This window comes from Aeromonas aquatica (assembly GCF_000764655.1).
Lineage (GTDB): Bacteria > Pseudomonadota > Gammaproteobacteria > Enterobacterales > Aeromonadaceae > Aeromonas > Aeromonas aquatica.
In genome coordinates, this window is the sequence record NZ_JRGL01000017.1 from 35,468 (window position 1) to 59,665 (window position 24,198).

20 protein-coding genes are annotated in these 24,198 nt (G+C 62.1%); 11 read left to right on the forward strand and 9 right to left on the reverse strand.

Going from position 1 to position 24,198, the window contains the following annotated elements; all coding sequences use genetic code 11:
• Positions 1 to 82 precede the first annotated feature (82 nt).
• The 6 genes from sapA to LG30_RS0104945 all read left to right on the forward strand — a co-directional run bounded on the left by sapA (position 83) and on the right by LG30_RS0104945 (position 6,014).
• Positions 83 to 1,675 carry an ABC transporter substrate-binding protein SapA gene (sapA, locus tag LG30_RS0104925; protein ID WP_033129605.1) on the forward strand — a complete coding sequence of 531 codons (1,593 nt, stop codon included), beginning with the start codon at positions 83 to 85 and terminating at the stop codon, positions 1,673 to 1,675.
• A gap of 79 nt (positions 1,676 to 1,754) precedes the next feature.
• Complete coding sequence (locus tag LG30_RS0104930) at positions 1,755 to 2,714, forward strand: ABC transporter permease (protein ID WP_033129606.1); 960 nt, start codon at positions 1,755 to 1,757, stop codon at positions 2,712 to 2,714.
• Positions 2,715 to 2,980: 266 nt separating this feature from the next.
• On the forward strand, positions 2,981 to 3,874 hold the full coding sequence (locus LG30_RS0104935; protein WP_033129607.1) for an ABC transporter permease subunit: 894 nt from the start codon (positions 2,981 to 2,983) through the stop codon (positions 3,872 to 3,874).
• Positions 3,874 to 3,996, forward strand: a complete 123-nt coding sequence (locus LG30_RS22870; RefSeq protein WP_274518492.1) for a hypothetical protein — start codon at positions 3,874 to 3,876, stop codon at positions 3,994 to 3,996. The genes LG30_RS0104935 and LG30_RS22870 overlap by 1 nt, the downstream gene beginning before the upstream one ends.
• An 82-nt stretch (positions 3,997 to 4,078) precedes the next feature.
• Positions 4,079 to 5,077: a peptide ABC transporter ATP-binding protein gene (locus LG30_RS0104940; RefSeq protein ID WP_033129608.1), complete on the forward strand. Its 999-nt coding sequence runs from the start codon at positions 4,079 to 4,081 to the stop codon at positions 5,075 to 5,077.
• 151 nt (positions 5,078 to 5,228) lie between these two features.
• A complete protein-coding gene (locus LG30_RS0104945) occupies positions 5,229 to 6,014 on the forward strand; it encodes a peptide ABC transporter ATP-binding protein (RefSeq protein WP_033129639.1) in 786 nt (261 codons plus the stop codon).
• 153 nt (positions 6,015 to 6,167) lie between these two features.
• On the opposite strand, the gene miaE is transcribed toward LG30_RS0104945, so the two are convergent.
• Together miaE and LG30_RS0104955 are read right to left on the reverse strand one after the other, a co-directional pair.
• Positions 6,168 to 6,926 carry a tRNA isopentenyl-2-thiomethyl-A-37 hydroxylase MiaE gene (gene miaE / locus LG30_RS0104950; protein ID WP_033129609.1) on the reverse strand — a complete coding sequence of 253 codons (759 nt, stop codon included), beginning with the start codon at positions 6,924 to 6,926 and terminating at the stop codon, positions 6,168 to 6,170.
• Between the two features lie 104 nt (positions 6,927 to 7,030).
• Positions 7,031 to 8,041 (reverse strand): LacI family DNA-binding transcriptional regulator, encoded by a 1,011-nt coding sequence (locus LG30_RS0104955; RefSeq protein ID WP_033129610.1) that lies wholly within the window; start codon positions 8,039 to 8,041, stop codon positions 7,031 to 7,033.
• 259 nt (positions 8,042 to 8,300) lie between these two features.
• Between LG30_RS0104955 and ascF the strand changes: the two genes are divergently transcribed.
• Positions 8,301 to 9,758 (forward strand): PTS cellobiose/arbutin/salicin transporter subunit IIBC, encoded by a 1,458-nt coding sequence (gene ascF, locus LG30_RS0104960; RefSeq protein ID WP_033129611.1) that lies wholly within the window; start codon positions 8,301 to 8,303, stop codon positions 9,756 to 9,758.
• 33 nt (positions 9,759 to 9,791) lie between these two features.
• On the forward strand, positions 9,792 to 11,222 hold the full coding sequence (locus tag LG30_RS0104965) for a 6-phospho-beta-glucosidase (RefSeq protein WP_033129612.1): 1,431 nt from the start codon (positions 9,792 to 9,794) through the stop codon (positions 11,220 to 11,222).
• Between the two features lie 80 nt (positions 11,223 to 11,302).
• Here the strand turns inward: LG30_RS0104965 and purF are convergent, their stop codons facing one another.
• From purF to lrp, 7 genes are all read right to left on the reverse strand, one after another.
• Positions 11,303 to 12,823 carry an amidophosphoribosyltransferase gene (gene purF / locus LG30_RS0104970; RefSeq protein ID WP_033129613.1) on the reverse strand — a complete coding sequence of 507 codons (1,521 nt, stop codon included), beginning with the start codon at positions 12,821 to 12,823 and terminating at the stop codon, positions 11,303 to 11,305.
• An 18-nt stretch (positions 12,824 to 12,841) separates the two neighbouring features.
• Positions 12,842 to 13,333, reverse strand: a complete 492-nt coding sequence (locus LG30_RS0104975; RefSeq protein ID WP_033129614.1) for a CvpA family protein — start codon at positions 13,331 to 13,333, stop codon at positions 12,842 to 12,844.
• A gap of 187 nt (positions 13,334 to 13,520) precedes the next feature.
• The gene (gene serS, locus LG30_RS0104980) at positions 13,521 to 14,816 is read right to left on the reverse strand and encodes a serine--tRNA ligase (protein WP_033129615.1); all 1,296 of its coding nucleotides are present in this window, start codon (positions 14,814 to 14,816) and stop codon (positions 13,521 to 13,523) included.
• 304 nt (positions 14,817 to 15,120) lie between these two features.
• Positions 15,121 to 16,458 (reverse strand): replication-associated recombination protein A, encoded by a 1,338-nt coding sequence (locus LG30_RS0104985; protein WP_033129616.1) that lies wholly within the window; start codon positions 16,456 to 16,458, stop codon positions 15,121 to 15,123.
• A gap of 139 nt (positions 16,459 to 16,597) precedes the next feature.
• Complete coding sequence (gene lolA / locus LG30_RS0104990) at positions 16,598 to 17,206, reverse strand: outer membrane lipoprotein periplasmic chaperone LolA (RefSeq protein ID WP_033129617.1); 609 nt, start codon at positions 17,204 to 17,206, stop codon at positions 16,598 to 16,600.
• A gap of 69 nt (positions 17,207 to 17,275) precedes the next feature.
• Positions 17,276 to 19,783: a DNA translocase FtsK gene (locus LG30_RS0104995; RefSeq protein WP_033129618.1), complete on the reverse strand. Its 2,508-nt coding sequence runs from the start codon at positions 19,781 to 19,783 to the stop codon at positions 17,276 to 17,278.
• A gap of 206 nt (positions 19,784 to 19,989) precedes the next feature.
• Complete coding sequence (gene lrp / locus LG30_RS0105000; RefSeq protein ID WP_005300047.1) at positions 19,990 to 20,481, reverse strand: leucine-responsive transcriptional regulator Lrp; 492 nt, start codon at positions 20,479 to 20,481, stop codon at positions 19,990 to 19,992.
• Positions 20,482 to 20,631: 150 nt separating this feature from the next.
• Between lrp and ald the strand changes: the two genes are divergently transcribed.
• From ald to LG30_RS0105015, 3 genes are all read left to right on the forward strand, one after another.
• The gene (gene ald, locus LG30_RS0105005) at positions 20,632 to 21,747 is read left to right on the forward strand and encodes an alanine dehydrogenase (RefSeq protein ID WP_033129619.1); all 1,116 of its coding nucleotides are present in this window, start codon (positions 20,632 to 20,634) and stop codon (positions 21,745 to 21,747) included.
• 183 nt (positions 21,748 to 21,930) lie between these two features.
• On the forward strand, positions 21,931 to 22,881 hold the full coding sequence (trxB, locus tag LG30_RS0105010) for a thioredoxin-disulfide reductase (RefSeq protein ID WP_033129620.1): 951 nt from the start codon (positions 21,931 to 21,933) through the stop codon (positions 22,879 to 22,881).
• Positions 22,882 to 22,938: 57 nt separating this feature from the next.
• Positions 22,939 to 24,180 carry a diguanylate cyclase gene (locus LG30_RS0105015; RefSeq protein WP_033129621.1) on the forward strand — a complete coding sequence of 414 codons (1,242 nt, stop codon included), beginning with the start codon at positions 22,939 to 22,941 and terminating at the stop codon, positions 24,178 to 24,180.
• Positions 24,181 to 24,198 lie beyond the last annotated feature (18 nt).

A 24,198-nucleotide genomic window follows, 5' to 3' on the forward strand; every position in this document is an offset into this window, starting at 1 on the left:
CAGGATCTCGCAACGCGCCCGCCCTCCCGCGGGCAACCTTGCATGAACACATTTCGCACCAAGACATGGCTCCACAATGAGAATGCTCACACCACTGCTGCTCGGTCTCCTGGTACTCACCGGCTGTCAGAAACAAGACGATGCGTCAAAGACAGGGCTCATCTACTGCGCCGACGGGGCACCCCAGACCTTCAACCCGCAGCTCGCCAACTCGGGCATGACCCTGGATGCCAGTGCCCGCCCGCTCTACGATCGCCTGCTCGAGGTCAATGCCAATACCCTGAGCCTGGAGGGGGGCCTCGCCACCGCCTGGCGCAGCAGCGAGGACGGGCTGACTTACACCCTCAGCCTGCGCAAGGGGGTCACCTTCCATCGCACGCCCTGGTTCAGCCCCTCTCGTCAGTTCAACGCCGACGACGTGCTGTTTACCTATCATCGCCTGCTGGACGACCATCACCCCTACCACGCCATCTCGGGCGGCGAGTACCCCTATTTTTACAGCATGGGTCTGGCCTCCCTCATCAAGCGGGTCGACAAGCACGGACCCCACGAGGTGGTGTTCGAGCTCAACCGGCCGGATGCCTCCTTCCTCGCGACCCTGGCCAGCGACTACGCCATCGTGCTGTCGGCCGAGTATGGCGAGCAGATGATCAAGGCTGGCACCCCAGAGCTGCTCGACAGTCGTCCCATCGGGACAGGCCCCTTCAGCTTCAAGGAGTACCGTCACAACGAGTTCGTGCGCTACCTGCGCCACCCCGGTTACTGGGGCGGTGAGGCCAAGATTGAGCAGCTGGTCTACGACATCACCCCCAGATCGTCCAAGCGGCTCGCCAAGTTGCTGACCGGCGAGTGCGATGTCATGAGCACCCCCTCCGCCAGCCAGCTATCGGTGATCGACAAGGACTCCCATCTCAACCTGTCGGTGCAGTCGGGCATGAACGTCGCCTTCCTGGCCCTCAATACCCGCAAGGCGCCCTTCAACAAGGTGCAGGTCCGCCAGGCGCTGGCCAGCGCCATCAACGTGCAGAACCTGCTGCAGGCGGTCTATTTCGAAACCGGGCAGCCCGCCACCAGCCTGCTGCCACCGCTCTCCTGGGGCTACAATCCCTCACTGCAGTTACGCAAGCCGGATCTGCCCCTCGCCCGCAAGCTGCTCAAGGAGGTTGGGCTGGAGCAGGGCTTCGAGATGCAGGTACTGGTGCAGCCAGGGGCCCGCCCCTACAATCCGGACGGCCTCAAGACCGCCCAGCTGATGCGCAGCGATCTCGCCAAGATAGGGGTGAAGCTGAAAATAGTGCAGCAGGCCTGGCCCGTCATCGAAACCCGGCTCGCCAAGGGGCAATATGACAGCCTGCTGTCCGGCTGGATCGCCGACAACGCCGACCCGGACAACTTCTTTCGCCAGCTGCTGAGCTGCGCCGCCGTCGAGCGGGGCAACAACTACAGCCGCTGGTGCAGCCCGGCCTTCGATCAGTTGCTGGACGATGCGGTGACCACACCGCAACTCGCCTTCCGCCTGCGCAATTACTACTATGCCCAGACCCTGCTCAATGAGCAGTTGCCGCTGATCCCCCTGGCCCATGCCCTGCGCACCCAGGTGAGCCGCAGCGACATCGAGGGACTGACCCTGATGCCCTTTGGGGGCACCACCTTCAACCAGGCCCATCGGGAGTGAGCATGCGGTTTTATATCCATTCCATCGCTGATCTGGGATCTTGCCCGTCATCGGCCAACCAGCGGGCAGAGGCATAACCATGTTCTTCTATATTCTGCGCCGCATCACCCTGCTGATCATCACCCTGCTGGTGCTGACCCTGGCGGCCTATCTGCTGGAGTTTCGTCTCATCGGTCAGGTGCTGGACGTATGGCACGGCTACCCGGACTTCCTGCGGCGCATCTTCGCCGGGGATTTCGGTCTCTCCAGCGTCTCCGGCCTGCCGGTGCTCGACGAGATCCGTCACTACTTCCCGGCGACCCTGACGCTCTGTCTCGCGGCCTTCGCCATCTCCCTGCTGGTGGGCATTCCGCTCGGCACCCTGGCCGCCCTCTATCAGGGGCGCGGGCTCGATCTCTCCATCATGGCCGCCGGCCTCATCGGCTACGCCGTGCCGGTGTTCTGGCTCGCCTTGCTGATGGTGATGCTGTTCTCGCTGGATCTCGGCTGGTTGCCTGCCTCCGGCCAGATCAGCCTGCTCTACGACGTGCCCTCCATCACCGGCATCGCCATCGTCGATGTGCTGCTCAGCCACGAGCCCTGGCGCGACGCCGCCCTGCACGATGCCCTGCGCCACCTGGTGCTGCCGTCCCTGGTGCTGGCGGTGGTGCCCACCACAGAGGTGATCCGCCACGTGCGCAGTTCCCTCATCGACGTGATGAAGCAGAACTACATCAAGGCCGCGGCGAGCCGGGGCCTCTCCCGTCGCCAGATCGTCTGGCGCCATGGCCTCAAGAATGCCCTGCCGCCGGTGTTGCCGCTGCTCGGCCTGCAGCTTGGCAGCGTGCTCACCTCCGCCATGATCACCGAATTCGTGTTCGACTGGCCCGGCATCGGCCGCTGGCTGGTCAACAGCATAGCGCTGCAGGACTACGCCGCCATCCGGGGCGCCTTCCTGGTGGTGGCCAGCTTCGTGATCTTCACCAGCGTCAGCACCGAGCTGCTCACTACCATCATGTACCCGGCACGGCGTAAAGAACTCTATGCAAAACAAGATTGAACGTGCCCAAGTGATGAGCCTCTGTTACGCAAGTGCCATATTGTCGGCGTCGCGCTGCTCACCTCCGTCATTGTGTACCCGGCACGGCGTAAAGAACTCGATGCAAAACAAGATTGAACGTGCCCAAGTGATGAGCCTCTGTTACGCAAGCGCCATATTGTCGGCGCCGCGCTGCTCACCTCCGTCATTGTGTATCCGGCACGGCGTAAAGAACTCTATGCAAAACAAGACTAAACCTGCCCAGCACCTGGGCTGGAGCCTGACTCATGCAAGATAAATCGAACATCTACCCGGAGCTCAGGATCCTCTCCCCCCTGGAGCAGACCTGGGCCTCCTACAGACGAAATCCGCTGGCCATGGCCGGCCTCTGGTGTTTCGTGCTGCTGTTGCTGGTTACCCTGGTCGGCCCCCTCGTCGTCCCCTATGGCATCGACGATCAACACAGCAGCCGTCTGCTGCTGGCCCCCTCCTGGGCCAGCACCGGCAACATCGACTACTTCCTCGGCACCGACGATCTGGGCCGCGACATCCTCTCGCGCCTGGTGGTGGGGGCCCGTCTCACCTTCGGCAACGCCCTGCTGGTGGTGGTAATTGCCCTCGTCGTCGGCTCCACCATCGGCATCCTCGGCGGCATGAGCAAGGGGGTGAAGTCGAGCGTGCTGCATCACCTGCTCGACACCCTGCTCTCCATCCCCTCCCTGCTGCTGGCCATCATAGTGGTCGCCATTCTGGGGCCAGGTCTGTTCAACACCCTGATCGCCATCACGCTCGCGCTCATCCCCCCCTTCATCCGGGCGACCTACAACGCGGTCCACGCCGAGATGCAGAAGGAGTACATCATCGCCAGCCGCCTCGATGGCTCGCCCCCCTGGCGGATCATGCGCCTGGCCATCTTGCCGAACATCGTCGAGACCCTGGTGGCGCAAACCACCCGGACCCTCTCTGCCGCCATCCTGGATATCTCGGCGGTGGGCTTCCTCGGCCTTGGCGCCCAGTCGCCCCAGCCCGAATGGGGCGCCATGCTGGCGGACTCCAGCGATCTTATCTATCTGGCCCCCTGGACCGTGACCCTGCCGGGCATGGCCATTTTGTTCAGCGTGCTGGTGACCAACCTGGTGGGTGAAGGCATTCGCGAAGCACTCAAAGAGGGGAACGATTGATGTCCTCGTTAGACATGCGCGCATTCGCCATCGACCCTGGTTCGTTCCAGAGCCGCGTGCTCATCATCCATTCGCAGGTGGGTGAAGGCATCCGCGAAGCACTCAAAGAGGGGAACGATTGATGATCTTGTTGCTCTATACCATCAAGGACGACATCTCCCCGATGCAACACGCCGTGCCACAGCCTCATGAGGAGCGCCACTGATGCCCCTGCTCGATATACGCAACCTCACCATCGAGATCGATACCCCCCAGGGCAAGGTCAAGGCGGTGGACAGGGTCAGTCTGACCCTGAACGAGGGGGAGATCCGCGGCCTGGTAGGAGAATCGGGCTCGGGCAAGAGCCTGGTGGCCAAGGTGATCGTCGGCATCCAGAAGGACAACTGGACGGTGCGCGCCGACCGGATGCGCTTCAACGACATGGACTTGCTGACCATGGCCCCCAAGGAGCGGCGCCGCATCATGGGCCGGGAGATCGCCATGATCTTCCAGGATCCCATCAGCTGTCTCGACCCGTCCGAGGAGATAGGCACCCAGCTGGAGGAGGCCATCCCCACCAGCGCCTTCGTCGGCAAATTCTGGCAGCGCTTCCAGTGGCGCAAGAAGCGGGCCATCGCCCTGCTGCACAGAGTCGGCGTCAAGGATCACCGCAAGGTAATGCGGGCCTATCCCCACGAGCTGTCGGACGGCATGTGCCAGAAGGTGATGATCGCCATGGCGATCGCCAACCAGCCGCGCCTGCTGGTGGCCGACGAACCCACCAGTGCCATGGAGTCCACCACCCACTCCCAGATCCTGCGGCTGCTGGACAAGATGAACAAGCTGGGCAACACCACCATCCTCATCATCAGCAACGACATCGCCGCCATCGCCAACCTGACCGACACCATCAACATCATGTACTGCGGCCAGATGGTGGAGGTAGGCACCCGGGAGCAGATCCTGACCTCGCCCCATCACCCCTATACGGACGCCCTGCTCAAGTCCATTCCGGACTTTGACAAGCTGGTGCGCCACAAGTCCCGGCTCGAGACCCTGCCCGGGGTGATACCGCCGCTGCAACACCTGCCCATCGGCTGCCGGCTCGGCCCCCGCTGTCCCTATGCCCAGAAGCAATGCGTGCAGACGCCGCTGATGAGCAAGGTCAAGGGACACCAGTTCAGCTGCCACTTCCCGCTGAACATGGAAGAGCCGAAAAAATGATCAAGACCCACCCTCAGTCGATGATCAATGTACAAGGCCAAGGCTCCTCAATTCAGCCGCCACTTTCCGCTGAGTTTGGAGTCGTTAACCACTTGAATATACGATGCTATCCATCCATGGCAGCACACTTCGCTACGAAGGGGCCAATACAGTGATCGAACCCGCTCTGTTACAGGTCAGAGGCCTGTGTAAAACCTACCAGAATCGCACCGGTCTGTTCCGGCGCCAGGCGGTGGAGGCCATCAAGCCCCTGTCGTTCGATCTCGGCGTGGGCCAGACCCTGGCCATCGTCGGCGAGGCGGGTTCAGGCAAAAGCACCCTCGCCCGCATTCTGGCGGGCATGATAGAGCCGAGCGGCGGTGAGATAGCCGTCGAGGGCCAGCGCCTGGTGCACGGGGATTATCAGACCCGCTGCAAGCTGCTGCGGATGATCTTCCAGGATCCCAACACCTCGCTTAACCGCAAGATCCGGGTCGGCCAGATCCTGGAGACGCCCCTGCGCCTCAACACCGAGATGAGCGAAGAAGAGCGCCGCGACAAGGTAGTGCAGACCCTACGCATGGTGGGCATGCTGGCCGATCACGCGCTCTTCTACCCGCAGATGCTCTCCGCCGGTCAGCAGCAACGGGTGGGGCTGGCACGGGCGCTGATCCTCAACCCCAAGATCGTGGTGGCGGACGAGGCGTTGTCGACCCTGGATATCTCGGTGCGCTCCCAGATCATCAACCTGCTGCTGGAGATGCAGGAGACCATGGGGCTGAGCTATGTGCTGGTGGCCAACGATCTGGGCATCGTCAGCCACATCAGCGACGAGGTACTGGTGATGCACGACGGCCGGGTGGTAGAGCGCGGCAAGACCCTCAAGGTGTTTGCCGATCCCCAGCACGAGGTGACCCGCCGCCTCATTCAGAACTACAACAACGAATACCGCCGCTGATCCCCGGGCCGATGGCTTCGTCGGCCCCTGCTCCCTTTCTGCGCCATAAAAAAAACCCGGCCTGATGTCACATCAGTGGCCGGGGATTGCGCTCAAAAAATGATTGCGTCGCTCGTAGTAGGAACACCGCGATAGTAGGTGGCCCCTGCTGGCTCAACAACTGTCAAATCTGACAGGCAGGCCGCTATGGAACCTGAACTGCGGATCCGGTGAGCAGATGAGCTCGGCTTCAATCCGGCCAAAATAGGCGACCCGCTCGCTGATATCCTCCCCGGCGTATTGCTCGGCCAGTGCCAGATAGTCCTGGTAGTGGCGTGCCTCCGAACGCAGCAGGGAGACATAGAAGCGGCCAAGCTCCTCGTCCAGGTGCGGCGCCAGTTTGGCGAAACGCTCGCAGGATCGCGCCTCTATATAGGCACCGATGATCATCTTGTCGACCACGGCGGCGGGCTCGTAGGTGCGCACATGCTTTAGCAAACTGCGGGCGTAACGGGAGGCGCTGACCGGGCCGTAGGGAATGCCGCGGGCGGCCATGATCTCCAGCACCTGCTCGAAGTGATGCAGCTCCTCCTGGATGAGCCGCACCATGGGGAATAACAGCGGATTGCGCTCCAGTTCGGCAAAGACGGTGAGATCGGCCTCTCCCATGGTCCGCTTGCCCAGGATCTCGGCCTTCTCGGGGATGGCGTCCAGCTCACGGTAAAACGCGAGTTTGGGCAGCAGGTGGCGCTTGCCCTTGGGCAGGCAGTAGCGGCGCACCAGGCTATGGGCGGTCAGCGCGGCCTTGTTCTCGCAGTTGGCGTGATCGATGAGCAGGGTCGGCAACTGGGCGGGATCACGCGCCATCTCCACCCACTCATCCGGGGTCTCACAATGCAGGAACTGGCGAACGGGAGCTAGCAGGTCATCCATCTAACGTCTCATCTCTTGCTATGACAGGCGGCGCACGCGCCGGGGCGCCTATGCTAGCGGATCCCGCCTGTGCTGCCCACCACCTTGAGCGAGGAGCCAGCGCCTCACTCCAGCAGCCGTTTGAGGGAGTCGCGCCGGATCAGCTTGCCGCTGAAGGAGGGCAGCTCACCGGCCTCCCCCTCCTCCACCATGGTGATTAGCCGGCTGATGGTCTCCTGGATCATCTCGGTCACCGGCATCTTGACGCTGGCCAGCGAAGGAATGACGTAGGGAGCCAGCGCTATGTCGTCGAAGCCGACCACGGAGACCTGTTCCGGCACCGACACGCCAGCCTGGTGCAACTGCTTGATGGCGCCGATCGCCATGTCATCGTTGCTGGCCACCAAGGCGCTGAAGCGAGCCCCCCGCCCCAACAGGGTCGAGACCCCGGCCGCGCCGCAGGCGGGGGTCCACTTGCCGTGCGCGATCAATTCGTCGCGCAGCGGGATCTCGTGCCGGACCAAAGCCTGCTTGTAGCCGGCCAGACGCTCGATGCCGGTCGGCGAATCCGCCGAGCCGGTGATGAAGGCGATGTCGGTGTGGCCCATCTCCACCAATTTATCCACCACGGCCGCGGCGGCAGCCTGTTGATCGGAGTAGACGCAATGGCGGTGGTGGCGCCGCAACTTGCGGTTGAGCACCATGATGGGCTGAGAATGCTGCTCGATGATCTCGTCCATCTCCTCGACGCTCAGAAAGCGCGGGTAGATGATGATGCCGTCACAGCGCAGGTCCAGCAGATACTGGATGGCCTGACGCTCCTCCTCGGCGCTGTGCTTGCCATCGGCCAGGATCAGCTGGCGACCGCGATCCTCGGTCATCCGCGCCGCATGGGAGAGCAGCTCGCTGAAATAGACGCCGTGATACAGGGTGTTGGTCACCACCAGCCCCAGGGTCTGGGTATTCTTGGTCGCCAGCTGCCTGGCCAGCAGATTGGGGCGATAACCGCTCTCCTCGATGGCCTGAAACACCCGGTCCCGGGTCTCCTGGCTGGTGTAGCCATTGCCCGACAACACGCGAGAGACAGTCGCCTTCGACACCCCTGCCCGCCTTGCCACCTCCAGCATCGTCGTCATCTTGCTCCATCCCGTTATGCTTGACGGGCCGCAGTGTACTGCACCGGCCTGGGGTTGTCGTAGCAAGAATGCGGGCATGGGGGGTCATTGAGTGATCCCATTCACGGATCTGCACAATGATCGGGGGACTGTCTTGTATCGCAGAAAGAAACTGAGCACTCTATGTGGAACCGGTTCCACATGTACAGTTTCACACCGTCCATCCGCACGCCACAGGCGGGGCTATGGCTGGTATCTCTTGGTCAAAAGGATAAACCAGATGTCAAAAAACTATGCGGCCCTGGCCAGTGCCGTCGTCAATGCCCTGGGGGGAGCGGACAACATAGTCGCGGTGACCCACTGCATGACGCGCCTGCGCTTCGTCTTGAAGGATTCAAGCCGACTGGACAACCCCGCCCTGAAGGCCACCACCGGGGTGCTGGGTGTGGTGAACAATGACAACCAGTGCCAGGTGATCATCGGCAACATGGTGTCCCACGCCTACCGCGAGGTGCTCGCCCGGCTGCCAGAAGACGCACAGGGCGCACCGCAAGAGGTGAAAGCCGGTTTCAGCCTCAAACGCCTCGGCGCCGGCATCCTCGACGCCCTGATCGGCACCATGTCACCGCTCATTCCGGCGATCATCGGCGGCTCCATGGTCAAGCTGCTGGCCATGGTGCTCAGCATGAGCGGCATGGTGGAGGTCACCTCCCCCAGCTACATCATCCTCAATGCCATCGGCGATGGCGCCTTCTTCTTCCTGCCCCTGATGGTCGCCGCCTCGGCGGCAGTCAAGTTCAAGACCAACATGTCGCTGGCCATCGCCATCGCCGGCGTGCTGGTGCACCCGAGCTTCATCGAGCTGATGGCCAGGGCCGCCCAGGGGGAGCCGGTCAGCTTCGGCTTTATCCCGGTCACCGCGGTGAAATACACCTATACCGTGATCCCGGCCCTGGTGATGACCTGGTGCCTCTCCTACATAGAGCGCTGGGTGGACAGGATCACCCCGGCGGTGACCAAGAACTTCTTGAAACCCATGCTTATCGTGCTGATCGCGGCGCCGCTCGCCATCCTGCTGATCGGCCCCATCGGCATCTGGATCGGCACCGCAATCTCCGGCCTGGTCTACACAGTGCACGATTACCTCGGCTGGCTGTCGGTGGCCATCATGGGGGCCCTGTGGCCGCTGCTGGTGATGACCGGCATGCACCGCGTCTTCACCCCGACCATCATCCAGACCATCGCCGAGACCGGCAAGGAAGGGATGGTGATGCCCTCCGAGATCGGTGCCAACCTCTCCCTCGGCGGCTCCTCCCTGGCGGTGGCCTGGCGCACCAGGAACCCCGAGCTGCGCCAGACCGCGCTCGCCGCGGCGGCTTCCGCCATCATGGCCGGCATCTCCGAGCCCGCGCTCTACGGGGTGGCCCTGCGCCTGAAGCGGCCGCTCATCGCCAGCCTTATCAGCGGCTTCATCTGCGGCGCCGTGGCTGGCATGGCCGGGCTTGCCAGCCACTCCATGGCGGCACCGGGCCTCTTCACCAGCGTCCAGTTCTTCGATCCGGCCAACCCCATGAGCATCGCCTGGGTGTTCGGAGTCATGGCGCTCTCAGTGGTGCTCTCCTTCATCCTGACCCTGCTGATGGGCTTTGAAGACATTCCGGTGCAGGAGGAGCACCCCGAGGCCGCATCCGATGAGGCAGTGCCGACGCTGCAGGTCAAGGCTGCCGCCAGCCTGTGAATTCGCATCATCCGACATGACAAGAGGTAACAGATGTCGTTAGCAAGATTTCCCCGAGACTTCCTCTGGGGCGGCGCCCTGGCCGCCAACCAGGCGGAGGGGGGCTACCGCGAGGGGGGCAAGGGCCTGACCACGGTCGACATGATCCCCCACGGTGCCAACCGGATGGCGGTGAAACTCGGCCAGGAACCGCGCTTCACCCTGCGGGACGACGAGTATTATCCGAGCCACGACGCCATCGATTTTTATCACCGTTACAAAGAAGACATCGCCCTGATGGCCGAGATGGGCTTCACGGTGTTTCGCACCTCCATCGCCTGGAGCCGGCTCTATCCCAGGGGGGACGAGGCCGAACCCAATCCCGAGGGCATCGCCTTCTACCGGGCCCTGTTCGAGGAGTGCAAGAAACATGGCATCGAGCCGCTGGTGACCCTGTGCCACTTCGACGTGCCCATGCACCTGGTGGTGGAGTATGGCTCCTGGCGCAACCGCAAGATGGTGGCGTTCTTCACCCGCTACGCGCGCACCTGCTTCGAGCAATTCGACGGGCTGGTGAAGTACTGGCTCACCTTCAACGAGATCAACATCCTGCTGCACAGCCCCTTCTCCGGGGCCGGGCTGGTGTTTGAAGCGGGTGAAGATCAGGAGCAGGTGAAGTATCAGGCGGCCCACCACGAGCTCATCGCCAGCGCCCTGGCGACCCGAATTGCCCACGAGGTGAACCCGCACAACCAGGTCGGCTGCATGCTGGCGGGGGGCAATTTCTACCCCTACTCCTGCAAGCCGGACGATGTGTGGGCTGCGCTCCAAAAGGAGCGGGAGAACCTGCTGTTCATCGACGTGCAGGCTCGCGGCGCCTACCCGGCCTATGCCGCCAGCCTGTTTCGCGAGAAGGGGGTGACCCTGATCAAGGAGCCGGGGGATGACGAGGTCCTCAAACACACCGTCGATTTCGTCTCCTTCAGCTACTACGCCTCCCGCTGTGCTTCCGCCGACATGAACGCGGGCAACACCAGCGCCGCCAACGTGGTCAAGTCCCTGCGCAACCCCCATATCAAGGTGAGCGAATGGGGCTGGGGCATAGACCCGCTCGGCCTGCGCATCACCATGAATACCCTCTATGACCGCTATCAGAAGCCGCTGTTTCTGGTGGAGAACGGCCTGGGCGCCGTCGATGAGGTCAATGAGCAGGGCGAGATCGAGGACGATTACCGCATCGGTTATCTGCGCGAGCACATCAGCGCCATGGGGGACGCCATCGATGACGGGGTGCCACTCTTGGGCTACACCAGCTGGGGCTGCATCGATCTGGTGGCCGCCTCCACCGGAGAGATGAGCAAGCGCTACGGCTTCGTCTATGTGGACAGGAACGATGCCGGCAAGGGCACCCTGGCGCGCAGGCGCAAGAAGTCGTTCTGGTGGTACAAGAAGGTGATCGCCAGCCATGGGGAAGATCTGGCGTGAGATGAAGCACAGAGTACCGAGACAACGATGGGGGCCAAGGCCCCCATTTTCATTTCCGGTCCAGACCAACTGGAAAACGTTTAACTGCCTTCGTTAAAAATTTCCAGGTTGCTGGTGCCTTCCTGCCACTCGCGCACGGCCTTGTTGTCGTCGCTGCGCATGGCGTTGAGGTGGTCCAGATAGCCCTGATCCACATCCGCGGTGACGTAGTGGCCGTTGAACACCGAGGTCTCGAAGTGGCGCAGCTCGGGGTTGATCTCTCGCACCGCCTCTTCCAGATCTTCCAGATCCTGGAAAATCAGGCCATCGGCACCGATCAGCTTGCACACCTCTTCCACTTCCCGGCCATGGGCGATCAGCTCGTTGGCGGTGGGCATGTCGATGCCGTAGACGTTGGGGAAGCGGATCTCGGGGGCGGCGGAGGCGAAGTAGACCTTGGCCGCACCGGCTTCCCGCGCCATCTGGATGATCTGCTCGGAGGTGGTGCCACGGACGATGGAGTCATCCACCAGCAGCACCTTCTTGCCCTTGAACTCGGAGCCGATGGCGTTGAGCTTGCGGCGTACCGACTTCTTGCGCTGGGTCTGGCCCGGCATGATGAAGGTACGGCCGATGTAGCGGTTCTTCACGAAGCCCTGACGGTACGGCAAGTCCAGGGTGTGGGCGATTTCCAGCGCGACGTCGCAGGAGGTCTCGGGGATGGGGATGACCACATCGATGTCGAGATCTTCCCACTCGCGGGCGATCTTCTTGCCCAGCTTGCGACCCATGTTGAGGCGGGCGGCATAGACGGAGACCTTGTCGATGCAGGAATCGGGACGGGCGAAGTAGACGTATTCGAAGATGCAGGGGCTCATCTGCGGGTGCTCCGCACACTGCTCGGAGAACAGCTGACCCTGCTCGGTGATGTAGATGGCTTCGCCCGGGGCGACGTCACGCACCGTCTCGAAGCCGATGGCGTCCAGCGCCACGCTCTCGGAGGCGAGCATGTACTCCACCTGGCCCTGCTCGTCGGCGCGGCGACCCAGGATCAAGGGACGTATGCCGTTGGGATCACGGAAACCGATGAGGCCGTGGCCTATCACCAGGGTGACCACGGCGTAGGCGCCGCGGATCTGCTGATGGGTCTTGCGCACCGCAGAGAAGATATCCTCCGGGCGCAGTTCCATCTTGTCGCAGAGATCCAGCTCGTGGGCCAGCACATTCAGCAGCACTTCCGAGTCGGAGGTGGTGTTGATGTGGCGGCGGGCCACCTTGAACTGCTGCTCCTTGAGCGCCTTGGCGTTGGTGAGGTTGCCGTTGTGGGCCAGCACCATGCCGTAGGGAGAGTTCACGTAAAAAGGTTGGGCTTCTGCGGCACTGGAGCTGCCTGCGGTGGGATAACGGACATGTCCTATGCCGATATTCCCTTGCAGCCGCTGCATGTGGCGCACTTCAAACACATCCTTCACCAGGCCGTTAGCCTTGCGTTGCCGGAAGTTTCCACTGTCAATGGTCACGATCCCGGCGGCATCCTGTCCCCTGTGCTGCAACACCGTCAAGGCGTCGTAGAGGGCCTGATTGACGGGGGTGGTGCCAACTATACCGACAATACCGCACATGTCTTTGCTACCTCGAAGTCACTGTACCTGTTGGAGAAAACTCGATGAGTTCAACATGAACCCGAAAAACCACTGGATCACCGGCTTGAACTCCGGCACCAGCTTGGACGCCAGCCACCAGTCACTCTGGGAGAGACCGGTGAAGGTATCCATAAAAAACAGCAGGGCACTGACGATCAGCACCCCGCGGATGGCGCCAAAGCAGACGCCGAGCACCCTGTCCGTGCCGGACAGGCCAGTCTTGTCCACCAGGAGCCCCACCACATAGTTCACCACGCTGCCGAGGATCAGGGTCGCCACGAAGAGGGCGGCGATGGCCAGGCCGTTGCGCACGAGATCGTCTGAGAACGAGGTGAAGTAGATGGCGAGATCGGGATAGAAATGGCTGGCAATGAAGAAGGCGACGAACCAGGTGACGAGGGACATGGCTTCCTTGAGAAAGCCGCGCACCAGGCTGATGAGAGCGGAGAAACCGACGATGCCGATGATGGCGTAATCAATCCAGACCATAGAAAAAGATGTCCTGCGAAATTGCGGCGCAGTCTAACAAAAACGATTGCGCAATGCTTGATAAAATTGTGTTAACGGCTCAAGGGGGAGCCGATGGAGACGGCTTTTATCCCGTTCAAACGGTTTAGCGGCGCCTGAATGCACAACGCCATGGCATGGCCATGGCGTTGTCGTTACCAGCGCGGGCTTAGCCGATGTGGCTCAGGCCGCCCATGTAGGACTGCAGCGCCGCCGGGATGGCGATGCGGCCGTCTTCCTGCTGATAGTTCTCGATCACCGCCACCAGGGTGCGACCCACTGCCAGACCGGAGCCGTTCAGGGTGTGCAGCAGCTGGGGCTTGCCATCGATGCGCACCCGGGCCTGCATGCGGCGGGCCTGGAAGTCGGTGCAGTTGGAGACGGAGGAGATCTCGCGGTAGGTGTTCTGAGCCGGCAGCCAGACTTCCAGATCGTAGGTCTTGGCGGCGCAGAAGCCCATGTCGCCGGTGGCCAGCGCCATCACGCGATACGGCAGCTCCAGCAGTTGCAGCACCTTCTCGGCGTGACCGGCCATCTCTTCCAGGGCATCCCAGGATTTCTCCGGGTGCACCAGCTGCACCATCTCGACCTTGTCGAACTGGTGCATGCGGATCAGACCCCGGGTGTCACGGCCATAAGAACCGGCTTCGGAACGGAAGCAGGGGCTGTGGGCCGTCATCTTGATGGGCAGTTCCTGCTCGTCGAAGATCTCGTCGCGGGCCATGTTGGTGAGCGGCACTTCGGAGGTCGGGATCAGGGAGAACTTGCGCAGCTTGCCCTCTTCTTCCCCTTCACCCTCGATCCCCGTGTTGAACAGGTCTTCGGAGAACTTCGGCAGCTGACCGGTGCCGTACAGGCTGTCCGGGTTCACCAGGTAGGGCACGTAGCACTCGGTGTAGCCGTGCTGCAGGGTGTGCAGGTCCAGCATGAACTGCGCCAGGGCGCGGTGCAGGCGGGCAATCTGCCCCTTCATCACCACGAAGCGGGCACCGGCGAGCTTGACGCCGTTCTTGAAGTCCACGCCCTTGGCCGCTTCACCGAGATCGATGTGATCCCGTACCGGGAAGTCAAACACGCGCGGGGTGCCCCAGCGGCGCACTTCCACGTTGTCGTTCTCGTCGCGGCCCACCGGGGTGGTCTCGCTCGGCAGGTTGGGGATGGCGTCGGAGATGGCCTTGATCTCGGTCAGCAGGGACTCGAGTTCGACCTTGCTGGTCTCCAGCTCGTCGTTGATCTTGGTCACCTCGGCCTTGAGCGGGGCCACATCTTCACCACGACGGGCCGCCTCACCGATGGACTTGGAGCGGGCGTTGCGCTCGGCCTGCAGCTCCTGGGTGCGGGACTGCAGATCCTTGCGTTTCTCTTCCAGAGCGTTGACAGCCGCTACGTCCAAAACGTAGCCACGTGTCGCCAGACGAGCGGCAGCCTCGGCGATATCGCTGCGCAGATATTTGGGATCCAGCATGGTTTACCTACTTTTTTTAATGGGATCTGGCCTGGGTTATCCGCCCTGGCGAGAAAACAGATCCGGAAGTTAACATCGGTTGGCGCACCCCTGTCGTCTTTGAGTATCGGGCCGTGAACATCCGGCCTTCAAAATCAAGAAGATGGCACCAGGCCAAGACAAACGGGGTCAGAGGGGCAGTGTAGCAGACCGCCCCCCTGCCCGAACAGGGCGTATTGCTGTCGTTTTTACCAAGTTTGGGGGGGCAGGCAGGCCAAACTTCGGCGATCCGATCGATTGGGATGCCAATGTTCAAATCGGAAACCTATTTGTCTCTTTTGCGCGGGCTCTGGCGGTCGAGATCGCGCAGGTAATCGAGCTTCTGGCCGATCTGCTTCTCCAGGCCCCGCTCCGTTGGCTGGTAGTAGTGCTTGCCGGCGAGCTCGGGGGGGAAGTAGCTCTCACCCGCCGCGTAGGCACCGGGCTCGTCGTGGGCATAGCGGTATTCGGCGCCGTAGCCGAGCTCGCTCATCAGCTTGGTCGGCGCGTTGCGCAGGTGCGGTGGCACCTCGAAGTCCGGCAGGTTTTTGGCGTCATGGAGCGCCGCCTTCCAGGCGGTGTAGACCGCATTGCTCTTGGGGGCGCAGGCGAGGTAGACGATGGCCTGGGCGATGGCCCGCTCCCCCTCCGCCGGGCCGATGCGATGGAAACAGTCCCAGGCCGACAGCGCCACCTGCATGGCGCGGGGATCGGCGTTGCCCACGTCTTCCGAAGCGATGGCCAGCAGCCGGCGGGCAATATAGAGGGGATCGCAGCCGGCGCTCACCATGCGGGCATACCAATAGAGGGCCGCATCCGGCGCCGAGCCACGAATGGACTTGTGCACCGCCGAGATGAGGTCGTAGAAGTGATCCCCGCCCTTGTCGAAGCGCGCCACGTGCTCCCCCACCACGGCGGCGAGCAGGGCGCTGTCGATGACTCGCTCCCCTGCCCCCTTGGCCTCGGCCATGTCGGCCAGGAGCTCGAGATAGTTGAGGGACTTGCGCCCGTCGCCGTCCACTGCCTTGGCCAGCGCCTCCTTTACCCCGGGGGCGAAGGCCAACGTCGGATCATTGAGGCCGCGCGGATCGGTCAGGGCCTGATCGATCATGGCGAGGATGTCCTCCTCCTCCAGCCTCTTCAGCAGGTAGACCCGGGCGCGGGAGAGCAGCGCGTTGTTGAGCTCGAACGAGGGGTTTTCGGTGGTGGCGCCGATGAAGGTGATGGTGCCGTCTTCGATGTGGGGCAGGAACACATCCTGCTGACTCTTGTTGAAGCGGTGCACCTCGTCCACGAACAGGATGGTGCGCACCCCGCGCCAGCTGTTCTCCTTCGCCTTGTCGATGGCGGCGCGGATCTCCTTGATGCCGGAGGTGACCGCGGAGAGGCGCTCCACCTCGGCCTGACAATAGTGCGCCATCAGCTCGGCGAGGGTGGTTTTGCCGGTACCCGGGGGGCCCCACAGGATCATGGAGTGGCAGTGGCCGGCCAGGATGGCTTTGCGCAGGGGCTTGTCAGCCCCCAGGATATGCTGCTGACCTATGTACTGATCGAGATTCTGCGGCCGCATCCTGGCCGCCAGCGGGCGAAAGTCGGACGAGAAGTCCAGCGACAGGTTGCTCATCAGCCTCGGTCATCCAGCTTGGGGCGGGCCGCCAGCAGGTGACAGCCCGACGAAAAATCCAACGATAGGTCGCTCACCCGCGTGGTGCGAGCCGCCAACATGCGACAGCCCGACAAGAAATCCAGGGATGAGCAGCACATCAGCGCTGATCGTCCAGCGTGACCCCCTTCGGAGCCTTGAACACGAACTCGTTGCCCTTGAGCACCGGCTTGCGGTTGAAACCGCTCAGGGTGAATTCGCTCCACTGCCCCTGCGCCTCTTTCACGTCGAAGCGGCTGATGTTGTTCTGCCTGTCGAAGGTGATGCGGAAGGAGGCGATCAGCTCGTCCTGGTTGCGGCTGGTGACGGTGTAGACGTCCCCCTGCTGGGTCACGTCGTAGTTCTTCCAGAGCGCGTTGTCGTTGCCGGCGATCAGCACGAAGGGGGTGTTGAGCACCGCATCCTTCATCTTGAGGGCGGTGACCTGCTCGACGAAGGGATCATAGACCCACACATCCTTGCCGTCGGCCACGATCAGGCTCTCATCCGGGGTAGTGGTGTGCCAGTTGAAGCGATTCGGCCGCTGCACCAGCAGATCGCCGCCGGCCCGCTGCAGCTCCTTGCCCTTGCTGTCGTAGACCACCTGGGCAAACTTGGCGGAGAACAGGCTCACACCGGCCAGCTTCTGCTTGAGATCGCTGGCGGCATCGGCCCACACCTGGCTGCTGGCCAGCAGCAGTACAGAACCCATCAATAATGCTTTTTTCATCAGAATTCCCGTCCAAGAGGGTCAGATAAGAGGCCATGTCCGCAGACATGGCCAGGATGATATGGAGGCTTAATCCCGTACCGGCGGCGGTGCCAGCACGTCGCGCTGACCGTTGCCACCCGGGGCACTGACGATACCCTGATTCTCCATCTGCTCGATGAGACGGGCCGCCCGGTTGTAACCGATCTTGAACTTGCGTTGCACGCTGGAGGTGGATCCACGGCGCGATTCCACCACGAAGGCCACCGCCTCGTCGAACAGGGCATCGAGCTCCTCGTCGCCGCTGCTGCCGTAGTCACCACTGCCGCCCTCACCCTCCGACTCGCCGGAGAGGATCTCCTCGATGTAGTTCGGCTCACCTCGCAGCTTCCAGTCCGCCACCACCTTGTGTACCTCGTGGTCATCGACGAAGGCGCCGTGGACCCGGGTCGGGTTGGAGGTACCGGCCGGCATGTAGAGCATGTCGCCCATGCCGAGCAGGGATTCGGCGCCGCCCTGATCCAGGATGGTACGGGAGTCGATCTTGCTCGAGACCTGGAACGAGATCCGGGTCGGGATGTTGGCCTTGATGAGACCGGTGATCACATCCACCGACGGACGCTGGGTCGCGAGGATGAGGTGAATACCGGCGGCCCGCGCCTTCTGGGCGATACGGGCGATGAGCTCTTCCACCTTCTTGCCGACGATCATCATCATGTCGGCAAACTCGTCCACCACCACCACTATGTGGGGCAGCTTCTCGAGTTCCGGCGGCATCTGATCCATGGAGTCGCCGGGGCGCCACAGCGGATCCCGCAGCGGTTGTCCCTCGGCGGCCGCGGCCAGCACCTTGTCGTTGTAGCCCTTGAGGTTACGCACCCCGACCGCCGACATCAGCTTGTAGCGGCGCTCCATCTCGCCCACGCACCAGCGCAGGGCGTTGGCGGCATCCTTCATGTCGGTGACCACCTCGGTAAGCAGGTGCGGTATCCCCTCGTAGACCGAGAGCTCCAGCATCTTGGGGTCGATCATGATGAAGCGCAGATCGTCCGGAGACGACTTGTAGAGCATGGAGATGATCATGGTGTTCACCCCCACCGACTTGCCCGAGCCGGTGGTACCGGCCACCAGCAGGTGCGGCATCTTGGCGAGGTTCACCACCACGGGCTCGCCGGCGATGTCCTGGCCCAGGCCCATGGTGAGCGGGTTGTGGCTGCCCGAGAAGGCCTCGCAATCCAGGGTCTCGCGCAGGTAGACGGTCTGGCGTACCCGGTTGGGCAGCTCGATGCCGACGAAGGTCTTGCCCGGGATCACCTCCACCACCCGCACGCTGCTGGCGGAGAGGGAGCGCGCGAGATCGCGGGACAGGTTGGTGATCTTGCTCGCCTTCATGCCCGGCGCCAGATCCAGCTCGAAACGGGTGATGACGGGACCCGGATAGACACCGACCACCTTGGCCTGCACGTTGTAATCGGCCAGCTTGGCCTCCACCAGACGGCCCATGCGGTCCAGTTCGTCCTTGCTCATCATCTGGGTCTTGGCGGGCGGTCTGTCCAGCAGCTCTACACTCGGCAAGGGGGCCATGCCCGGCTGCGGGCGGCGTTTGGGTTTGGGCGCCACGGCGACAGGGGCAACGGCGTCGTCATCCCCTTCCGCCCAGGGCAAGTCGAGATCCTCTTCATCCTGGTTGGCCAGGGGCTGGGAACGGCCATTGGCCACGCGCCTGGTCTTGGCGACGGGGGCCGGCGCCTCGTCATCTTCGTCATCAAACTGCGGATCGAACTGGAAGGTATCCTCGTCGAGCTCCGGCAGCCACTGGTCCGATTTTGACTTCTGGGCCTTGCCGCCGGCCTTGGCCTTGGGATTGCGCGTCCAGCTGCTGTGTGGCTCGTCTTCCTCGTCATCCAGATCGAGGGCACCCAGGCCCCCTTCCAGCAGGGGATCCGGCCCTTCATAACGGGGCTGGCGCCAGCCCCCGGTCAACCAGCGACCCAGGGTGGTGGGGAAGTGGTAGACGGCGCTGACGCTGCCGGTGCAGGTGGCCCCGATCCGCTCGACGATGGTGAGCCAGGACCAGCCGGTGAACAGGGTGATGCCGGTGGCCACGAAGCAGAGCAACATCAGGTTGGCACCGACGCCGCCAAACAGCGGCACCACGGCGGAGGCGATCACGTCCCCCACCAGGCCGCCGGCGGAGAAATTCTGCAAGTCGTTGAAGTTCATGCTGGCAATGGCCGACATGCCGAGCACCGTCAGCACGAAACCGATGATCCGCACCGACAGGGTGAGATAGTCCACCTCCAGCAGTCGGCTCGGGCGCCAGAACAGGCTCCAGCCGAGCAGCACCGTCAGCGGGGGCACCAGATAGGAGAAGGCACCGAAGGTAAACATGGTGATGTCGGCGAGCCAGGCACCGGCGCTGCCCGCCAGGTTCTTCACCTCTCCCTGCCAGGAGGTCTGGGACCAACCGGGATCGGCGGGGTGATAGGTCAAGAGGGCAAGCAAGAGATAGGCAGCCATCAGGGTGATGGCGATCAAGACGGCCTCGAAGATCCGTTGCGTACCTGACAAAGGAGTAAACAGCTTTTTATCGGCCAAACTCCGGCTCCTTTCTGAAAACATGTAATGCGGGGATAGGGGGCCTAGTATCCCTGAAAAGCCCACCCATTGTCAGCCAGTGCCTGAGGCGGGGCTATGAATACGGTAATAACATGAATACGCCATAAGAAGAAACGAGCGGACCAGCCGCTCGTTTCTGACTATCGTGACTCGTCATGGAACTTGCAAGTCACAGCATAACCCGCTTAGCGGGTGCTGATCACCAGACGACTACTCTGCTTGACCTCTTCCATCACCACGTAGGTGCGAGTGTCGTTGACCCCGGGCAGACGCAGCAGCGTCTCCCCAAGCAAGCGGCGATAAGCCGACATGTCGCTGACGCGGGTCTTGAGCAGATAGTCAAAATCACCGGAGACCAAGTGGCATTCCTGGATCTCTTCGAGCACCTGAACAGCCTTGTTGAACTGCTCGAACACATCGGGGGCGCCACGATTGAGGGTAATCTCCACGAATACCAACAGAGACGCATCCAGATAATGAGGGTTCAGAATAGCGGCATACCCTTCGATATAACCTTGTCGCTCAAGGCGACGAACCCGTTCTAGACACGGTGTAGGACTCAGGCCAACTCGTTTGGACAACTCAACATTCGAAATCCTGCCGTCCTTTTGCAGTTCGTTCAGAATGTTGCGGTCAATCCTGTCCAAATCCTTTAGCCGACTCTTAGCTTCCATCATTTAATTCCATCCTTTGGCTATTTTTTGGTAAGAATCACCAGCTATCTTATAATTATGGTCACAAATCCTGTCAATACCTGAATATACTAGGCGCAAATGCCACTTAACATTCCAGCAACATAAACCACCAATCGATAGACGAGGGATAGCATGATTATCGGTGTACCTAAGGAAATAAAAAACCATGAATATCGCGTAGGCATGGTTCCAGCCAGTGTACGTGAACTAACAGCACGAAACCATACTGTTTTCGTCCAAAGCGGTGCAGGAAGTGGCATTGGCTTCAGTGATGCAGATTATCTGGCTGCTGGAGCCGAAATTTTGGCCTCCGCTGGCGATGTTTTCGCCAAAGCCGAGATGATCGTCAAGGTCAAGGAGCCCCAGGCGGTCGAGCGTGCCATGCTGCGCCCCGGCCAGACCCTGTTCACCTACCTGCATCTGGCGCCAGACCTGGCCCAGACCCGAGAGTTGCAGGACAGCGGCGCTGTCTGCATCGCCTACGAAACCGTCACCGATGCCCGTGGTGGTCTGCCGCTGCTGGCCCCCATGTCGGAGGTGGCCGGACGCATGTCTATTCAGGCCGGTGCCCAGGCACTGGAGAAGTCCCGCGGCGGTAGCGGCATGCTGCTCGGCGGCGTCCCCGGGGTCGAACCGGCCAAGGTGGTGATCATCGGTGGTGGTGTAGTGGGTTCGAACGCAGCCCGCATGGCCATCGGCCTGCGCGCCGATGTCACCATACTCGACAACAACATCGACACCCTGCGTCGCCTCGACAGCGAATTCCAGGGGGCGGCCAAGGTGGTTTACTCCAACCGCGAGACCCTGGAGCGCCACATCCTGGCGGCGGATCTGGTCATCGGCGGCGTGCTGGTACCCGGCGCCACTGCGCCAAAACTTGTCAGCCGTGACCACATTGCGCGCATGAAGCCGGGCTCGGCCGTGGTCGACGTGGCCATCGATCAGGGCGGCTGCGTGGAAACCTCCCACGCCACCACCCATCAGGATCCGACTTTCATCGTCGATGAGGTGGTGCACTACTGCGTGGCCAACATGCCGGGCGCCGTGGCCAGAACCTCCACCGTGGCCCTCAACAACGCCACCCTGCCCTTCATCATCCGGCTGGCCGAGCAGGGTTATCGCAAGGCCCTGCTGGGCGATCCCCACCTGTTGCACGGGCTGAACGTGATGGAAGGCAAGATCACCTGCCGGGAAGTGGCCGAGGCGCACAGCCTGGCCTACACGGATCCCCTGAGCCTGTTGAACTGATCGCCGACCCCGCAAGGGGACGTGATGAGTGAAAATCCGCCCGCGATGGGCGGTTTTTTTATGGCGCCATGCCAGCCCCTTTCCCCCTCGACGCCGATTGCCACAATCGATGCGCTGGCCTTTGACCCCGGATCACGAATTACCTACAATCGCGCAAACTCAACACGTCTCGGAAATCACATCATGAGCCAAGTTACTCATAGCAAACTGCTGATCTTAGGGTCAGGCCCCGCCGGTTACACCGCGGCCGTCTATGCCGCCCGCGCCAACCTCAATCCCCTGCTCATCACCGGCATGCAGCAAGGTGGTCAGCTGACCACCACCACCGAGGTGGAAAACTGGCCGGGTGATGCGGAAGGGCTGACCGGTCCGGCCCTGATGGAACGCATGCAGGCCCATGCGGAAAAATTCGATACCCGTATCCTGTTCGATCACATCAACGAGGTGGAGCTGACCCAGCGTCCGTTCCGCCTCAAGGGTGACAACGGCGAATACAGCTGCGATGCGCTGATCATCGCCACCGGCGCCTCCGCCAAATACCTGGGGCTGCCCTCCGAGGAGGCGTTCAAGGGCCGTGGCGTCTCCGCCTGCGCCACCTGCGACGGCTTCTTCTATCGCAACCAGGAAGTGGCCGTCGTCGGCGGCGGCAACACCGCCGTGGAAGAGGCGCTTTATCTGGCCAACATCGCCAAGAAGGTGCACCTCATTCATCGCCGCGACGAGTTCCGCGCCGAGAAGATCCTGATCAAGCGCCTGCACGACAAGGTGGCCAGCGGCAACATAGTGCTGCACACCCACCAGACCCTGGATGAAGTGTTGGGTGATAACATGGGTGTGACTGGCGTGCGCCTGCGCAGCACCAGAGACGAGTCCACCTCCGAGCTGCCGCTGATGGGCGTCTTCATCGCCATCGGCCACCAGCCCAACACCCAGATCTTCGCTGGCCAGCTGGCCATGGAGAACGGTTACCTCAAGGTGCGTGGCGGCCTGGAAGGCTTTGCGACCCAAACCAGCATCCCGGGCGTGTTTGCCGCAGGGGATGTGGCCGACCATGTTTATCGTCAGGCGATCACCTCCGCCGGCACAGGTTGCATGGCGGCACTGGATGCAGAGCGATATCTGGACGCACAATAAGCACAAGGATATAAAGGGCATGCCAAGAGGCATGCCCTTTTGTTTTTAAGGAGCCGGATGAAACGAAAAATATTGATAGTCGAAGACAGCCTGACGATCCGTCGCATGCTGATCCAGGCCATCACCCAGCAAACCGGGCTAGAGATCGACGCCTTCGATACCCTGGCGGGCGCCAGCCACTGCCAGGGAGAGGAGTACGTGGTCGCCCTGGTGGATCTCACCCTGCCGGATGCCCCCAACGGAGAGGCGGTCAATGTGCTGCTGACTCAGGGCCTACCGGTGGTGATCCTCACCGCCGACATCAGCGAGGAGAAGCGGGAAGCCTGGCTGGAGGCCGGGGTGATGGACTATGTGATGAAGGATTCACGCCACTCCCTGCAATACGCCGTCAGCCTGGTACACCGTCTCTACCTCAACCAGGCCATCGAGGTGCTGGTGGTCGATGACTCCCGTACCGCCCGCCATCGCACCATGGCCCAGTTGCGCAAGCAGCTGTTGCAGGTGCATGAGGCAAACAGCGCCCGCGACGCCCTGGCCATTCTCGAGCAGAATCCCGCCATTCGGTTGATGCTGGTGGACTACTACATGCCGGAGATAGACGGCATCAGCCTGGTGCGCATGCTGCGGGAGCGCTACAGCAAACAGCGGCTCGCCATCATCGGCATCTCGGTGTCGGACAAGCGCGGACTTTCCGCCCGTTACCTCAAGCAAGGTGCAAACGACTTTCTCAATCAGCCGTTCGAACCCGAGGAGCTGCAGTGCCGGGTCAGCCACAATCTGGAGGCGCTGGAGCAGTTCAACAGCATCCAGGAGTCGGCCAATCGCGACTACCTGACCGGGCTCTACAACCGGCGCTACTGGTTCAACGAGGGACAGAAGTGGTTTGAGGAGCATCAGCGCCAGCAAACCCAGCTCACCCTGTGCGTGCTCGACGTGGATCACTTCAAGCAAGTCAATGATCACTGGGGCCATGCCATCGGCGATCTGCTGCTCTGCCACCTGGCCCGCCTGCTCACCCAGTTCTTCCCCGACGCCATGATTGCCCGCTTCGGAGGAGAGGAGTTTGCCTTGATGGTGCCCCATTGCACCGTACCCGTGTTGCTCAAACGGCTGGAGGGACTACGCCAGCAGATGCGTCAGCAGCCGCTGTCCCGGGAGATTTCGCTGTTCGTGCGCGCCAGTTTTGGCGTCATCAACGTCGGGCGGCTCTCCATGGACGAGGCACTGAGCGAAGCCGATCGCCAGTTGTATCAGGCGAAGAACACCGGCCGCGACAAGATAGTGTCTCAGGACGCCTGATCGAGTCTCAACACAGGC

Coding starts and splice junctions, on each gene's coding strand:
- LG30_RS0104955 (WP_033129610.1), bottom strand. CDS start 8,041: ATGACGACGATGCTGGAGGTGGCAAGGCGGGCAGGGGTGTCGAAGGCG.
- sapA (WP_033129605.1), top strand. CDS start 83: ATGCTCACACCACTGCTGCTCGGTCTCCTGGTACTCACCGGCTGTCAG.
- purF (WP_033129613.1), bottom strand. CDS start 12,823: ATGTGCGGTATTGTCGGTATAGTTGGCACCACCCCCGTCAATCAGGCC.
- ascF (WP_033129611.1), top strand. CDS start 8,301: ATGTCAAAAAACTATGCGGCCCTGGCCAGTGCCGTCGTCAATGCCCTG.
- LG30_RS0104940 (WP_033129608.1), top strand. CDS start 4,079: ATGCCCCTGCTCGATATACGCAACCTCACCATCGAGATCGATACCCCC.
- serS (WP_033129615.1), bottom strand. CDS start 14,816: ATGCTGGATCCCAAATATCTGCGCAGCGATATCGCCGAGGCTGCCGCT.
- trxB (WP_033129620.1), top strand. CDS start 21,931: ATGAGCCAAGTTACTCATAGCAAACTGCTGATCTTAGGGTCAGGCCCC.
- lolA (WP_033129617.1), bottom strand. CDS start 17,206: ATGAAAAAAGCATTATTGATGGGTTCTGTACTGCTGCTGGCCAGCAGC.
- lrp (WP_005300047.1), bottom strand. CDS start 20,481: ATGATGGAAGCTAAGAGTCGGCTAAAGGATTTGGACAGGATTGACCGC.
- LG30_RS0104975 (WP_033129614.1), bottom strand. CDS start 13,333: ATGGTCTGGATTGATTACGCCATCATCGGCATCGTCGGTTTCTCCGCT.
- LG30_RS0105015 (WP_033129621.1), top strand. CDS start 22,939: ATGAAACGAAAAATATTGATAGTCGAAGACAGCCTGACGATCCGTCGC.
- LG30_RS0104930 (WP_033129606.1), top strand. CDS start 1,755: ATGTTCTTCTATATTCTGCGCCGCATCACCCTGCTGATCATCACCCTG.
- LG30_RS0104935 (WP_033129607.1), top strand. CDS start 2,981: ATGCAAGATAAATCGAACATCTACCCGGAGCTCAGGATCCTCTCCCCC.
- LG30_RS22870 (WP_274518492.1), top strand. CDS start 3,874: ATGTCCTCGTTAGACATGCGCGCATTCGCCATCGACCCTGGTTCGTTC.
- ald (WP_033129619.1), top strand. CDS start 20,632: ATGATTATCGGTGTACCTAAGGAAATAAAAAACCATGAATATCGCGTA.
- LG30_RS0104965 (WP_033129612.1), top strand. CDS start 9,792: ATGTCGTTAGCAAGATTTCCCCGAGACTTCCTCTGGGGCGGCGCCCTG.
- miaE (WP_033129609.1), bottom strand. CDS start 6,926: ATGGATGACCTGCTAGCTCCCGTTCGCCAGTTCCTGCATTGTGAGACC.
- LG30_RS0104985 (WP_033129616.1), bottom strand. CDS start 16,458: ATGAGCAACCTGTCGCTGGACTTCTCGTCCGACTTTCGCCCGCTGGCG.